Source organism: Phytohabitans sp. LJ34, from assembly GCF_052068095.1.
Taxonomy (GTDB): Bacteria; Actinomycetota; Actinomycetes; order Mycobacteriales; family Micromonosporaceae; genus Phytohabitans.
Genome location: NZ_JBQHDG010000006.1, coordinates 211,395 through 225,214, shown reverse-complemented (window position 1 = coordinate 225,214; position 13,820 = coordinate 211,395). Strand labels below are relative to the sequence as shown.

The window sequence follows — 13,820 nt, the reverse complement described above, 5'->3', positions numbered from 1 at the left end:
GTACGTGCAGGTCCAGGAGGGTGCCGCGAAACACCCCGCCCGCCGGCTCGCGCTCCTCGACTGGCTCCGGATCGGCCTGCTCGCGGTGGGGCTGCTCGCGGTCGCGGTGGGGCTGCTGCCATGGCGCGACGCCCGCGCGACCGGCGAGCGCATCCTCCCGCTGCTGGTCTTCCTCGGCGCGGTGATCGTGCTGGCCGAGCTCGCCGCGCGGGCACAGGTCTTCGACGTCATCGCGGTGCGGCTGACCATCCTCGCCCGCGGTCACAACGCCGTGCTCTTCCTGCTCGCCGTGCTCTTCGCCACGCTCACCACCACGTTTCTCAACCTCGACACCACCGCGGTGCTGCTCACCCCGGTCATGATCGCCACCGCCCGCCGCGCCGGCCTCGCCCCGCTCCCGCTGGCCATGACCACCGTCTGGCTGGCCAACACGGCCAGTCTCCTGCTCCCGGTCTCCAACCTCACCAACCTCCTGGCCATGAACAGGGTGCGCCTCGAACCGCTCGAGTTCGCCGCGCGGATGGCGCTGCCGCAGGCGGCCGCGGTGGTCGTGGTCGCCGCCAGCCTGTGGGTGTTCTACTGGCGGCGCAACCCGGCCCGCTACGAGCCGCCCGCGCCGTTCCGCCCGCACAACCGCGTGGTCTTCCTGGCCGCCTCGGCCGCCTGCGCCGTCTTCATCGCCGGCATCGTGGTCGGCCTGAGCATCTACGTGGTCTCGGCGGTGTGCGCGGCCGGGCTCGTGGTGGCCTTCCTGGTGTTCGACCGCGGCGAGCTCTCCTGGAGCCTCGTCCCGTGGCGCCTGCTGGTCTTCGTGACCGGCCTCTTCCTCGTCGTCGACACCGTCGGCCGGCACGGCCTCTCCGACTGGATGTCCACGCTGATCGGCACCGACCCGGGCACCGAAGGCGTGGTGCGGGCCGCGGCCACCGGCGGCGCACTGTCCAATGTGCTCAACAACCTCCCCGCGTACGTGGCCGGGGAGGCGGTCATCCCCACCGGCAACCACACCCAGCTGCTCGGCCTGCTCATCGGCACCAACGTCGCCCCGCTGATCACCCCGTGGGCGTCGCTGGCCACCCTCCTGTGGGCCGAGCGCTGCCGCGCCGCCGGCGTGTCCGTGCCGTGGCCCCGCTTCGTCGCCACCAGCGCCGTGACCGCCGTCGTGGTCCTTGCCGCGACGGTCGCCGCCCTCCTCGTCTCCTGACACAGATCTGAGCTACCGCTTCACTGTCCGTCGTGGCCCAGACCCAATGCCACTCACTCTGAGCCCCGCGCGGCATCGTCGTCCAGGGCGTGTGGCGCCCGTTCGCACGTGGTGTCCAGAGTGCGGGCGCGGGGCCTTGATCGGCGGCGAGGGTGGGGGAGATGCCGGTGATCGGGGTGTCCCGCGAAGACCGTTCGGGGGCTTGTCCCGCGAGCCTGGCAGTGGACGGCCGGGGGTTTCGGCTCGGTATACGAGCCGCCGGCCGGGAGCGGTGCCCGCGGGAGCATACGGTCCGCAAGTGACGCGGACGTGGGCAAACCTGCCTGGAAGTAAGGTCACGACGGGCAGTGACCCAGAAAGCTAGGTCCAGTCGGCGCGGAGGATGGCGTAGACGTACTCGTCGCGCCAGGCGTTCTTGACCCAGGAGTTCTGGCGGAAGTGGGCTTCGCGGCGCATGCCGACCCGCTCCAGCAGGGCGGCCGAGCCGGCGTTGGCGGCCGAGCAGCGGCCGATGATCCGGTGCAGGCGCAGCCCCTCGAAGCCCAGTCGCAGCACCTCGCGTACCGCCTCGGTGGCGAGGCCGGCGCCCTGGTAGCGGGGGTTGAGCACGTAGCCGATCTCGCCCTGGCGGTGGCGGTCGCTGAGCCACACCAGCTCGACCTGGCCGGCGACCACGCCGCTTTCCCGGTCGACGAGCGCGAGGCTGAGGCAGTCGCCCTCGTGGGCCAGGCGGTCCTCCTTGACCATCCGTTCCAGGGCGACCTTGACCTGCATCAGGTCGCGGGGGTCCCAGAGCATGTGCTCGGCCACCTCCGGCAACCGCTGGTAGGACCAGAGCGGGTCGAGGTCGCCCATCGTGAACGGGCGGAGCGTCAGCCGTCGCGTGTGGATGGGGTAGGCGGGTCGGAACACTTTGTGGATCTTAGCGAGCCGCCGCGCCTACCAGGTGGCCAGGACGCGGGCCTGGCCGCCGGAGCCCTCCTGGAACGGAATGAGCCCGACGAAGACGGTCGCGCCGGTCCTGGGGAGCCGGTCCAGGTTGGCGAGGTTTTCCACGCCGTAGCGGTCGGCGCCGGTCAGGATCAGGTGGGTGTCGAAAGTGGACGACGTGCCGGGGTCGATGCTGAGCGTGTCGACGCCGAGGCTGCGGATGCGGCGGTGGCGCAGCAGCCACTCGGTCGCCTCCGGGCTGAAGCCGGGGAAGTGCAGTACGCCGGCCGCGTCCGTGCCCCGGTAGGCGTCCGGGTCGCCGACCTTCGCGCCCCAGCCGGAGTACATGAGGACCGCGGCGTCGCGGGGGATGCGCCCGTACCGGCGTTCGAAGCGCCTGATGTCGTCGACGGTGACCGTCGTGTCCGGGTCGCGGGCGGCGCGGGCCGCGATGTCGATGACCACCGCGGGCGTGACGAGCTCGGACGCCGGGATCTCGGTGGAGAGGCGGCCGCCGGGCGTGAAGTGGCCGGGCGCGTCGACGTGCGTGCCGTAGTGCTCGAGGATCCGCCACTCCTGCATGTAGTAGCCGTTTTCCTCGATGGTCACGAACGTGCGCCGGCTCGCCTCCTCGCCCGGCGCGAAGGCGGGGAAGGTGGTGGTCAGCGGGTAGGTGAGGTCGCGCAGCCCGCCCCGGTGGGCGGCCGACGCCCGTGCCGGCTCGGCCATGGTCGCGCTGGCCGCGATCGCCGCCGCGCCGATCAGCGCCGCCCGCCGGGTCAGGGCGCCGCCGCGGGAGGCCTGCTTGAGACATTCCTCGGTACACATTCGCGTGCTCCTCTCTGCCGTTGTCACTTAACGCCCTGTCGGACCTCCGCGCTACCGTGACGCGCGTGATCGTCTTGGACAACCGCGCCCTCAACCGGGCCCTGCTCGCCCGCCAGCTGCTGCTGCGCCGCCACGAGATGAGCGCCGCCGGGGCGCTCGAGTGGCTGGTCGGGTTGCAGGCGCAGGAGCCGCAGGAGCCGTTCGTGGGGCTGTGGAGCCGGCTGGCGGCCTTCGACCCGCTGGAGCTGTCCAAGCTCGTCGAGGAGCGCGCCGCCGTCCGCACGCTGCTGATGCGCCGCACCCTCCACGTGGTCACCGCCGCCGACGCGCTCGCGCTGCGCCCGGTGCACCAGTCGATGCTCGTCGCGCGCATGTGGGCGACGCTGCGCCGCAACCTGCCCGGCGTCGACCTGGCGGTGCTGGCCGCACACGGGCGCCCGCTGTTCGAGGGGGAGCCGCGCATGCTCACCGAGGCGGCCCGCGAGATCGCCGACCGCTGGCCCGGGGTGGCCGCCCGCGACCTGGGCGACGCGCTCAGCTGCCTAGTGCCGCTGGTGCAGGTGCCACCCCGCGGCCTCTGGGGCCGGCGCGGCGCCGCGCACAACGTCACCCTCGACTCGTGGCTCGGCCGGCCTCTGGGACAGGAGACGCCGGAGGCGGTCGACGCGCTGGTGCTGCGCTACCTGGCGGCGTTCGGGCCGGCCGCGAGCGCCGACATCCGCGCCTGGTCCGGGCTGAGCGGGCTGCGCGAGTCGGTCGAGCGGCTGCGGCCGCGGCTGCGCGTGTTCCGCGACGAGCGCAAGCGGGAGCTGCTCGACGTGCCCGACGGCGCGCTGCCCGACCCGGAGACGCCGGCGCCGCCGCGGTTCCTGCCCGCGTTCGACAACGCGGTGCTCGGCTTCGACGACCGGAGCCGGATCATCGACCAGGAGCATCGCGGGTTGAGCGTGAAGGGCGCCCGGTTCGTCCTCGTCGACGGGCGGGTCGCCGCGACCTGGACGGTGGCGGACGGCAGGCTCCAGGTGGATCCGCTGCGCCCGCTGACCCCGCGGGAGCGGGACGAGGTGGCGGCGGAGGCGGCGGCACTGGCGGGTTTGCTCGGCCTGTCTTCCTGAGTGGGCTCGGTGCGCCCCGCGCCGGCGGGCTTGCACGGCCTATCTTCCTAGGACGCTCAAGCGGTGGTGTCCAGGATCCCTTTCAGGCGGCCGGGCCAGGGGCCGAGCACCCGCTCCGGGTCGGTGCCGAGTACCCGCTCCAGCAGCGTGGCGTAGACGTCGCGGAAGTCGGTCGTGTACTTGAGGTCGCCGTCGTCCAGGTCGGTCAGGCTCGGCCGAGCTCCGAACAGTCCACCGTGGACACCCGCGCCGAGCAGGAACACGTCGGACGCCGTGCCGTGGTCGGTGCCGTCCGAGGCGTTGGCGCGAACCCGGCGGCCGAACTCCGAGTACACCGCCACCACCACCTTCCGCCCGGCGTCGGTGCGGGCCATCCGGCCGGCGAACGCGGTCAGCGCCTTGTCCACCTGGCCGAGCAGGATCGACTGGGCCTGCTTCTCGTCGGCGTGCGTGTCGAACCCGCCCAGCGACACCGAGAACACCCGCGTCGCCACGCCCGCCTCCACGCACTGAGCGACGAGGTCGAGCTGGGCCGCGAGAGGGCTCGTCGCGCCACCCGTCGCGGTCGCGCCCTCGGTGTCGTCGTCCGCCTCGGTCGCCGCGGCCTCGCGGGCGCCGGCGACCAGCGCGTCGACCGCGAGCAGGTCGGCGAAGCAGGCGGTCGCGCGGGCGCGCAGGGCGGGCTCGCCCGGCTGCGGCTGGCCGAAGGCGGCGAGCACCGGGTCGGCGAGCGCCTTCCGGGCCAGCTGCCGGGTCACCGGTACGGCCGCGCCGGCGCCCCGCTCGCCGGCGAGCAGCACGGGCAGGGCCGGTTCGAAGGAGACCGCGAGGCGGGGGTCGGCGCCGTTCGCGTCGAGCCAGCGGCCGAGCCAGCCGGTGGTGCCGGGCCGGTCCGGCGACCCGGTCTGCCAGATGTCCATCGACTGGAAGTGGCTGCGGTTGGGCTTGGGATAGCCGGCGCCGCGCACGATCGCGAGGCAGCCCGCGCCCCACAGCTCGTGCAGGCCGGCCAGCGCCGGGTTGAGGCCGAGCTCACCGTCCACACGCAACACTTCCGCCGCGCCGTAGGCGAGGTCCGGTCGGGCGTCGTGGTAGGCCGGGTCGGCGTACGGGACAACCGTGTTGAGGCCGTCGTTGCCACCGTAGAGCGTGACCAGCACCAGCGTGCGGGCCTCCGCGGGCCGGTCGCCCGCCGTCGCGAGGATGTCTTTCAGCGTGTACGCGGCGGCGCCGCCCGCGAGCGCCGCCGCTCCGGTGACGCCGCTGGCGAGCAGGAACCGCCGCCGGGTCAGGCTGTCCATCGTGGATCCTCCTTGGCGGGCGGTGTGGTCGGGACTGGCCGTGGGATGGGTCAGCAGACGGTGTACTCGGGACTGATCAGGGCGGCGGCGAGGCGTCGGGTGCCGTCGCGGGTGGTCTCCAGCGCGGCCACGGTGCGGGCGCTCCACCCGTCGACGGCCAGCAGCGGGGCGAGGCCGTCCACGTCCGGCGGCTCGACCTTCGCGGCCTCGGCCAGCAGCCGGGCCAACCGCGCGCGGGCCTGGAGCGAAGAGGTGGTCAGCCAGGCCGCGCCGGCGGGCCAGCCGCCCACGCTCGGCGGCCGCAGCGGCACCTGGCCCATCGCGTCGAGCCCGGCCAGCAGCTGCCGCTGCCGTTGCGCGCCGAGGGCGGACGGGCGCACGCCGAGCTGCCGCATCGCGCCCACCGCCCACTCCACCGGCTCCTTGACGTGCTGCCCGGCGGCGGCGGGGAAGTCGGGGTGGGTGAAGACGGCCCGCAGCAGGGGGAGCGTGGCCGTGCCGGCCAGGTCGCCCGGTGGTGGCACCGCCTCACTGGCGAAGCGCCGCCACAGCCGGCCGGCCACGAACGTGCGCGCCGCCGGCTGCCGGCACAGCAGCGCCGCGAAGGACCGCGCGTCGAACGCCGCCGTCTCGCCGAGGATGGTCCGCGGTGCCGGGTCGTGCCGCCGGCGGACGAAGGTGGCTGTGCCCTTCGCCCGGTCGACCGTCCAGCCGGTCAGCGCCCGCGCGCCGGCCTTCACGTCCGCCTCGGTGTAGTGGCCGGGGCCGAGCGTGAACAGCTCCATCAGTTCGCGGGCGAGGTTTTCGTTGGGCGCCTTGCGGGTGTTGCGGTGGCCGTCGAGCCACAGGATCAGCGCCGGGTCGGTCACCATCGCGGTGGCCAGGTCGCGCAGCTCGCCGCGCCCGTGGCGGCGCAGGGTGTCGAGCTGCCCGCGCATCAGCACCGCCGACCGTACCTTCTGGACACTCGTCGCCCAGTGGCCGTGCCAGAAGAAGACGAGCTTCTCGCCGAGCTGGTCCCCGGCCGCGACCATGCGGTCGAGCCACCAGAGGGTCAGCCGCCGCACCTGCTCGCGCTGCTCCTGGCGGGCCCGCTGCCGCTGCTCGCGGCTCGAGTCCTGGGTGAGCGCCGCCGCCGGGTCGGTGCCGAGGTCCGGCGGCGGCGTGGCCCGCGCCCCGGCGTCCGCCACTCGCGGGGAGAGCAGCCGGTCCACAGTGGTCGCGTATCCGGCCCGCTCGGCGGCGTCGACCTCATCCGCCGTCGGCCCGAACGTGGCCCGGCGCAGCAGCGCCGCGACCTGTGCTCTGTCCGCCATCGCCCCGACCCTACGAGGCCGATGTACGAGGAATGTAAGGCGCCGGTTCGGGGTGGGTAGCCGGCCGTCTTTCCTTCGCCGTCCTGGATCCCGGGCCGGCGTGCGCACCGATTAAGTTTTCGCGCCGCGCCCGTCTGTACCTGTGAGATCGACTTACGGGAGGCTGACGCCATGCGGAAATTGACCTTTGGCATGAATGTGACCCTGGACGGCTACATCGCCGCGCCCGGCGACGACCTCGGCTGGAGTGTGGGTGATGGACCGGACTCGTCGCCGAGCGACGAGCTGTTCCAGTGGTGGTCCGACCGGGTGGCGGCGACGGGCCTGGCGCTGTACGGGCGCAAGCTGTGGGAGATGATGAGTTCCGACTGGCCGACCGCCGACCAGCAGCCCGGCGCCACACCGGCGGTGATCGAGTTCGCCCGCCGCTGGCGGGACATGCCGAAGGTGGTGTTCTCCTCGACGATCAGCACGGTCGACTGGAACACCCGCCTGGTCACCGGCGACGCGGTCACCGAGATCACCCGGCTCAAGGCCGAGGACGCCGGCCCGATGGACATCTGCGGCGCGACGCTCGCCGGGGCGGCCATGCGGGCCGGGCTGATCGACGAGTACGTGCTGGTCACCGTGCCGGTCTTGGTGGGCGGCGGCACGCCGTTCTTCACCGCGCTGGACAGCTGGGTGTACCTGACCCTGGTGGAGACCCGGACGTTTCCCGGCGGCGTGTTGCTGACCCGATACGAGACGAGGCGATGAGCAGTCATTCCTGGCGTGCTTACCGCGACCCGCGGCTGTGCGGGAACCTTCCCGGCACCTTCCTCGTGCGCTGGACTGTCGACGATGGGGATATGTGTGATCACAGGGTCGGCGGCAGGCCCAACCAGGGTTTGTCGGTGGCGTCAAATCCGGTGAGCTCGGCAATCTTCCCGTCGACGATGTGCAGGACCGCGATGGCGAACAGCCGGTACTCCGGGTCGTCGGGGGTGCGCAGGTACAGCGCGGCGGCAGGCATGCGGTTGGCCGTCGTGGCGATACCGCGCCAGTCGTCGGAGCCGCGCTGGAAGAGCCCACCGGAGACCCAGCCGTCCACCGCGTCCTTGGCCGTCCTGATCACGGTGCCCGGATCGGGCAGCATCGCGAAGCGCAGGTCGTCGCGGAGCAGGGACGTCAGCCCGTCCAGGTCGTTGCGCTCGTGGGCGTCGATGTACGACTTCACCACGCCGCGCTCGTCATGCGACAGCTCGTGGGTGGCGGGGCTCCGCCAGTCGAGGCGGCGGTCGGGCAGCCGCTCGCGCATCGTCACACGCGCCCGTTGCAGTGCGCTAGTCACCGATGCGACGCTCAGCTCGAGGGCGTCGGCGGCCTTCGACGCCGGCCAGCCGAGGACGTCGCGCAGGATGAACACCGCCCGCTGCCGGGGCGGCAGGTGCTGGACGGCGACGATGAACGCCAGCTCGATCGTCTCCCGCGCCACCACCGATTCCTGTGGGTCCTCGGGGAGCATCCGGTCGGGGTACGGCTGGAGGTACACCACCTCGGAGTCGGAGTCCGGCAGCTCGAACGTTACGGGTGTGCGGTCATTGCGCTTCTCCAGGAAGTCGAGGCATACGTTCGTCGCGATCCGGTACAGCCAGGTCCGCAGCGCGGCGTGGCCCTTGAACGACTCCCGCTTGTTCCACGCCCGCAGGAACGTCTCCTGCGTCATGTCCTGGGCGTCCTCGTAGTTCGCGAGCATCCGGTAGCAGTGCACGTGCAGCTCACGCCGGTGGCGCTCGGTGATGTGCGCGAACCGCGCCGTATCGCCTGAGCGGACCGCCGCGATGAACGTGGCCTCGTCGGCGCCCAGCGGTCTAGCGTCGGTCATGGTCAGCAATCCTTCCACCGGTGCGAGGGGGCTACCCAAGAACTGACGACGTGGCGAAGGATTTCTGATCGGTGAACCCGCTGGCCACCTCAGCGTGCCGAAGTCATCCGGTAGCCGGCGTGACGGCTTCGGAAGCGTCCGGTTAGCCGGCGTTGCCGGCGGCGCGCCGCCGCCTGGTCGTCACGGCCGTTTCGCGAGGGTGACCGCCAGGCCGTCGAGGAGGGTGCGCAGGCCGAGCTCGAAGAGCCGGTCCAGGTCGAGGTCGTAGCCCTCCTCGCCGAGCTCGGTCATGAGCGCGGCGAAGCCCGGGTACCGCCCGGAGGCGACCACCGCCTCCAGCACGGGGGTGCGCTGGTCCATCCACTCCTCGTCGGTGAGACCGGTCACCTCCCGCGCCTGGGTCTCCTGCTCCAGCTGCATGGCCAGGCCCTGGACGTGGCTGTAGAACATGACCATCACGTCGAGGCGGCTGGTGGCGTCGAGGCCGGACGGCCGGAGCGCGGTGTGCATCTGCTCGCTGTGCGCCAGCAGGTTGGGCAGCACCATCGGCCGGGTCAAGGGCGTGACCTGCGCGAGCCACGGGTGGCGGCGGAACGTCGTCCACAGGGTGCGGGCGGCCCGCTCCATCAGCGCCCGCCAGCCCTCCGGCTGTGGATCGGGGTAGCCCAGCTCGCCGAACGCCGCGTCGGCCATCAGCAGCACCAGGTCGTCCTTGCCGGCCACGTGCCGGTAGGTCGACATTGTGGCCACCCTCAACTTCGCCGCGACGCCGCGCATCGACAGCGCGTCCAGCCCCTCGGCGTCGGCGATCTCGATGGCGGCCCGGATGATCCGCTGGCGGGTGAGGTCGCCGTCGGGGGAGCGCGGGCCGCTCGCCGGCCGGCCCACGCCCGGTGGCCGCGCGGGCGATGAGGCGGGCGCCGCCACGAACGTGCCGGACGCCGGCTGGGCGGGTGCCGGGGCGGGTGTCGCTACGAAGGTGCCGGACGCTGGCTGGGCGGGTGCCGAGGCGGGCGTGGTGCCGGGCCGGGGCCCGGCGGGTGCCGGGGCGGGGGTCGCCACGAAGGTGCCGGAGCGGGGGCGGGCCTCCAGCACGCCCTCCTGGCAGAGCAGGGTCATCGCCTTGGTCGCGGTCGCCAGCGCGACGCCCCAGTCCTTGGCCAGCTGTCGCGTCGAGGGCAGGCGGTCGCCGGGTGCCAGCCGCCCGTCGGCGATCCGGGCGCGCACGTCGCTGATGATCCGTTGGTACGGCGCGAGTGCCACCGCCGACCTCCCTGAGCTAGGACAGATGCCCTTGTCATAGTACACATTGACGCTTGCTGCCAGTGTGTGTACGACGTACGGTCACATGCGTACAACGTACACACAGATGGTGTGGAGGCAGTCATGAAGGTTCTCATCTCCGGTGCGAGCGTCGCCGGTCCCGCCCTGGCGTACTGGCTGGCCCGCCACGGCGTCATCCCGACCGTCGTGGAGAGCGCGCCCGCGCTCCGCCTCGGCGGCCAGGCCATCGACGTGCGCGGCGCGGCGCTGACCGTCGTCGAGCGGATGGGCCTGCTGGAGCGGCTGCGCGGCGCGCGCACCCAGATGCTCGGGATGTCCATGGTGGACAGTGCCGGCAACGAGCTGATGCGCTCCACCGAGCACGCGGCCAGCAGCGGCCGGCTCGACAGCGAGGACGTCGAGGTGCTGCGCGAGGACCTCACCGCGCTGCTGGCCGAGCGGACGGCCGGCGTCGAGTACGTGTTCGGCGACTCGATCCGCGACATCCGCCAGGACGCCGACGGCGTCGACGTCACCTTCGAGCGCGGCGCGGCGCGCCGGTTCGACCTCGTCGTCGGCGCCGACGGCCTGCACTCCCACGTGCGGCGGCTGGTCTTCGGCCCGGAGGAGCGCCTCACCCACCACCTCGGCAGCTACGTGTCCGTCTTCACGACCGAGAACGTCCTGGGCCTGGACCGCTGGCAGGTCTGGATCCGCGCGGGCGACGCCGGCGCCGGCATCTACACCGCCCGCGACAACACCGAGCTGCGGGTCAACCTCGGCTTCATGTCCGGGCCGCTGGAGTACGACCGCCGCGACCTCGACGCACAGCGCCAGCTCGTCGCCGACCGCACCGCGGACCTCGGCTGGGAGATCCCGCGGCTGCTCAAGGCGATGTGGCAGGCACCCGACTTCTACTTCGACGCGATGGCCCAGGTGCGGCTGGACAGCTGGTCACGCGGTCGGGTGACGCTCGTCGGCGACGCCGGCTACTGCGCCTCACCCCTCTCCGGTCAGGGCACGAGCCTCGCCCTCGTCGGCGCGTACGTCCTGGCGTCGGAGATCGGCGCCGGTCTCGAGGGCGCGCTCGACCGGTACGAGACCCGGATGCGCCCGTTCGCCGCGGCGAACCAGGCGCTCGCCACCGAAAACCCCGGACATCCCGCGCCGGAGGAGTCCATGGAGCGCGCCAAGCACGCCATCGCGCTCTGACGCCGGGTGCGGCGGTCGCCTAGGGTCGGAGGGCATGGCCCCCTCGCCGTACACATTGGAGACCGCGCGCGAGATTCTGCTGGGCAAGAGCCTGTTCACCAAGGTCTGCGCTGCCCGGCTGTCCGCCACGGACGCGTTCGTCACCGTGCGCGTCCCGCTGCGCGACGTGCCTGACCCGTCGGAGGCGGAGATGCCGATCGCGGGCGAGCGCGCGGGCGCGCTCGTGGTCTGGCTCCCCGAGCTGCTGCGCGAGCTCGACCCCGGGGCCGTCGGCGAGGTGGGTGCCGTGTCGATCGCCCTGGCCGCGCTGATCCCCGACCGGGACGGCCGCAAGGTGCGCGAGTGGCTCCCACCGGACCTGCGGATGGAGGTCGCCGACACGCCGGAGGGACGCGGTGCGTGACCTGCCACCCGACCTCGCCCGGCGGGTGATACCCGAGCTGGCCGTCTCTCTCGCGTCGCGCTGGCGGGGCACGGTCAGCCCGTAGCGGACCACTCCGCCGTGCCCGCGTCGACGTCGACCGGCTCGTGGCCGGGCAGCTGGACCCGCCAGGGTGCCGGCGGGCCGGTGCGGCGAACGCGCTCCGCCGTTGCCGTGAACGTGGCCACCGTGGCGCCGTCCGGGCCCGGGATCTCCACCGTCGTCTCGGTGTCCACTTCGAACAGTCGCAGCGTGACGCCGTCGGCGTAGTCGTAGTCGGGGCGGTCGTCGCGGGCGCCCCAGGGCAGCGCCGTGCCCGGCCGCACGTACACCGGCACCTCGTCGAAGCCGCACACCTCGCGGACCCAGCGCGGGCCCTCGACGACCTCGCCGGTCAGCAGGTGCGTCCACCGGCCGGCCGGCACGTAGTACGCCGTCTCGCCCGAGGCGCTGAAGACCGGCGCCACCAGCAGGCTGTCGCCCAGCATGTACTGGCGGTCCAGGTGGGTGCAGGCCGGATCGTCGGGAAACTCGGCGACCATCGGGCGCATCACCGGCACGCCCTCGCGGTGTGCGGTGACCGCGGCCGCGAACAGGTAGGGCATCAGCCGCGCCTTCAGGCGGGTGAAGGCGCGCAGCACCTCCACCGCCTCGTCGTCGAAGAGCCACGGCACCCGGTAGCTCTGGTTGCCGTGCAGGCGGCTGTGCGACGACAGCAGTCCGAACGGGATCCACCGCTTGAACACGGCCGGGTCGGGGCGGCCGTCGAAGCCGCCGATGTCGTGGCTCCAGAAGCCGAAGCCGGACATGACCAGCGACAGGCCGCCGCGCAGGCTCTCCGCCATCGACTCCAGTGTGGAGTCGCTGTCGCCGCCCCAGTGGACCGGGAACTTCTGCCCACCCGCGGTGGCGGACCGGGCGAACAGCACCGCCTCGCCCTCGCCGCGGTGTTCGCGCAGCAGCTCGAAGACCGTCTCGTTGTACAGGTGGGTGTAGTAGTTGTGCATCCGCTCGGGGTCGGAGCCGTCGTGCCACACCACGTCGGTCGGCACCCGCTCGCCGAAGTCGGACTTGAAGCAGTCGACGCCGAGGTCGAGCTGGTTGCGCAGCTTGTCGGCGTACCAGCGGCGGGCGGCCGGGTTGGTGAAGTCGACCAGGCCCATGCCGGCCTGCCACTGGTCGGTCTGCCACACGCCGCCGTCCGGGGTGCGGACGAGGAAGCCGGCCGCCGCGCCCTCGGCGAACAGCGCCGAACGCTGGGCGATGTACGGGTTTATCCACAGGCTGATCCGCAGGCCCCGCTCGCGCAGCCGCTTGAGCATGCCGCGCGGGTCCGGGAACGTGCGGGGATCCCACTCGAAGTCGCACCAGTGGAACTCGCGCATCCAGAACGTGTCGAAGTGGAACACCGACAGCGGCAGGTCGCGCGCGGCCATACCGTCCACGAAGGACGTCACGGTCTGCTCGTCGTAGGAGGTGGTGAACGAGGTGGTCAGCCACAGCCCGAACGACCACGGCGGCGGCAGCGCGGGGCGGCCGGTGAGCGCCGTGTACTTGCGCAGGATCTCCTTCGGCGTCGGTCCGTAGACGACGAAGTAGCGCAGGGACTGACCCTCCACACTGAACTGCACCCGCGACACCGCCTCCGAACCCACCTCGTACGAGACCAGGCCGGGGTGGTCGACGAAGACGCCGTAGCCCGCGTTGGTGAGGAAGAACGGCACGTTCTTGTACGCCTGCTCGCTGCTGGTGCCGCCGTCCGCGTTCCAGATGTCGACGTTCTGGCCGTTCTTCACGAACGCGCCGAAGCGCTCGCCGAGCCCGTACACGCACGCGCCGACACCCAGCGTCAGCTGCTCGCGCACGTAGTGGCGGCCGCCGTCCTCCAGCAGCGCCATCGCCTTGTACCCGCTGGAGGTCAGCACCTTGCCGCGGGCCGTGAACTCGACCCGCCACGGGTCGCGCTGGAACCGCACGGACAGCGACCCGGACGTGAGGGTGAGGTCGTCCACGGTCGCCGCGCCGTCCACCGACGACAGCGCGAAATGCGGCCCTCGGGAGACGGCGCCGGTGAAGTGCGAGACGGTCAACCCGATCACGTCCGGCATCGGCGACTCGGCCCGCACCGTCACCAGTGGACGGTTGAGCGTGTCCCCGCGGTGTTCCAGGCGCTTGGTGGGCGCGTACACGGTGAGCGAGTCGCGGTCGGCGGTGTGGTCGTGCACCTGCGCCGGGTACAGCGGGTGGACGCCCTCGCGCATGTGCCAGTAGCCGTCGGTGAACTTCAACGCTGCCTCACAATCGGTCTCTTTGGTCGTGCTCGCTCCGCTTCTCGGTCGCCGCGCTCCCCGCGATGCTCCCTCGCA

Annotated in this window: 12 protein-coding genes; 5 read left to right on the top strand and 7 right to left on the bottom strand. The window is 72.5% G+C overall.

Going from position 1 to position 13,820, the window contains the following annotated elements; all coding sequences use genetic code 11:
- Positions 1 to 4 precede the first annotated feature (4 nt).
- Positions 5 to 1,204, top strand: coding sequence for an SLC13 family permease (locus ACTMTJ_RS13225; protein ID WP_441216636.1), 1,200 nt, complete (start codon positions 5 to 7; stop codon positions 1,202 to 1,204).
- 360 nt (positions 1,205 to 1,564) lie between these two features.
- Here the strand turns inward: ACTMTJ_RS13225 and ACTMTJ_RS13220 are convergent, their stop codons facing one another.
- On the bottom strand, positions 1,565 to 2,116 hold the full coding sequence (locus ACTMTJ_RS13220; RefSeq protein ID WP_441216634.1) for a GNAT family N-acetyltransferase: 552 nt from the start codon (positions 2,114 to 2,116) through the stop codon (positions 1,565 to 1,567).
- Between the two features lie 27 nt (positions 2,117 to 2,143).
- A complete protein-coding gene (locus tag ACTMTJ_RS13215; RefSeq protein WP_441216632.1) occupies positions 2,144 to 2,962 on the bottom strand; it encodes a cyclase family protein in 819 nt (272 codons plus the stop codon).
- A 65-nt stretch (positions 2,963 to 3,027) separates the two neighbouring features.
- On the opposite strand from ACTMTJ_RS13215, the gene ACTMTJ_RS13210 reads away from it, so the two are divergent.
- Entirely contained in the window at positions 3,028 to 4,077 is a 1,050-nt protein-coding gene (locus ACTMTJ_RS13210; RefSeq protein ID WP_441216630.1) for a winged helix DNA-binding domain-containing protein, read from the top strand.
- 56 nt (positions 4,078 to 4,133) lie between these two features.
- Here ACTMTJ_RS13210 and ACTMTJ_RS13205 read toward each other — a convergent pair whose 3' ends face one another.
- Together ACTMTJ_RS13205 and ACTMTJ_RS13200 are read right to left on the bottom strand one after the other, a co-directional pair.
- On the bottom strand, positions 4,134 to 5,378 hold the full coding sequence (locus tag ACTMTJ_RS13205; protein WP_441216628.1) for a DUF1501 domain-containing protein: 1,245 nt from the start codon (positions 5,376 to 5,378) through the stop codon (positions 4,134 to 4,136).
- 50 nt (positions 5,379 to 5,428) lie between these two features.
- Positions 5,429 to 6,694, bottom strand: a complete 1,266-nt coding sequence (locus ACTMTJ_RS13200) for a DUF1800 domain-containing protein (RefSeq protein ID WP_441216626.1) — start codon at positions 6,692 to 6,694, stop codon at positions 5,429 to 5,431.
- A gap of 171 nt (positions 6,695 to 6,865) precedes the next feature.
- Here ACTMTJ_RS13200 and ACTMTJ_RS13195 point away from each other — a divergent pair, with 171 nt between their 5' ends.
- Positions 6,866 to 7,450, top strand: coding sequence for a dihydrofolate reductase family protein (locus tag ACTMTJ_RS13195; RefSeq protein ID WP_441216624.1), 585 nt, complete (start codon positions 6,866 to 6,868; stop codon positions 7,448 to 7,450).
- Positions 7,451 to 7,550: 100 nt separating this feature from the next.
- On the opposite strand, the gene ACTMTJ_RS13190 is transcribed toward ACTMTJ_RS13195, so the two are convergent.
- Positions 7,551 to 8,558 carry an RNA polymerase subunit sigma-70 gene (locus ACTMTJ_RS13190; RefSeq protein ID WP_441216622.1) on the bottom strand — a complete coding sequence of 336 codons (1,008 nt, stop codon included), beginning with the start codon at positions 8,556 to 8,558 and terminating at the stop codon, positions 7,551 to 7,553.
- 180 nt (positions 8,559 to 8,738) lie between these two features.
- Complete coding sequence (locus ACTMTJ_RS13185) at positions 8,739 to 9,821, bottom strand: TetR/AcrR family transcriptional regulator C-terminal domain-containing protein (RefSeq protein WP_441216620.1); 1,083 nt, start codon at positions 9,819 to 9,821, stop codon at positions 8,739 to 8,741.
- Positions 9,822 to 9,944: 123 nt separating this feature from the next.
- Between ACTMTJ_RS13185 and ACTMTJ_RS13180 the strand changes: the two genes are divergently transcribed.
- Together ACTMTJ_RS13180 and ACTMTJ_RS13175 are read left to right on the top strand one after the other, a co-directional pair.
- On the top strand, positions 9,945 to 11,033 hold the full coding sequence (locus tag ACTMTJ_RS13180; protein WP_441216618.1) for an FAD-dependent monooxygenase: 1,089 nt from the start codon (positions 9,945 to 9,947) through the stop codon (positions 11,031 to 11,033).
- A 34-nt stretch (positions 11,034 to 11,067) separates the two neighbouring features.
- Positions 11,068 to 11,436: a hypothetical protein gene (locus ACTMTJ_RS13175; protein ID WP_441216616.1), complete on the top strand. Its 369-nt coding sequence runs from the start codon at positions 11,068 to 11,070 to the stop codon at positions 11,434 to 11,436.
- A 74-nt stretch (positions 11,437 to 11,510) separates the two neighbouring features.
- Here ACTMTJ_RS13175 and yicI read toward each other — a convergent pair whose 3' ends face one another.
- Positions 11,511 to 13,742: an alpha-xylosidase gene (gene yicI, locus ACTMTJ_RS13170; protein ID WP_441216614.1), complete on the bottom strand. Its 2,232-nt coding sequence runs from the start codon at positions 13,740 to 13,742 to the stop codon at positions 11,511 to 11,513.
- Positions 13,743 to 13,820: the final 78 nt, after the last annotated feature.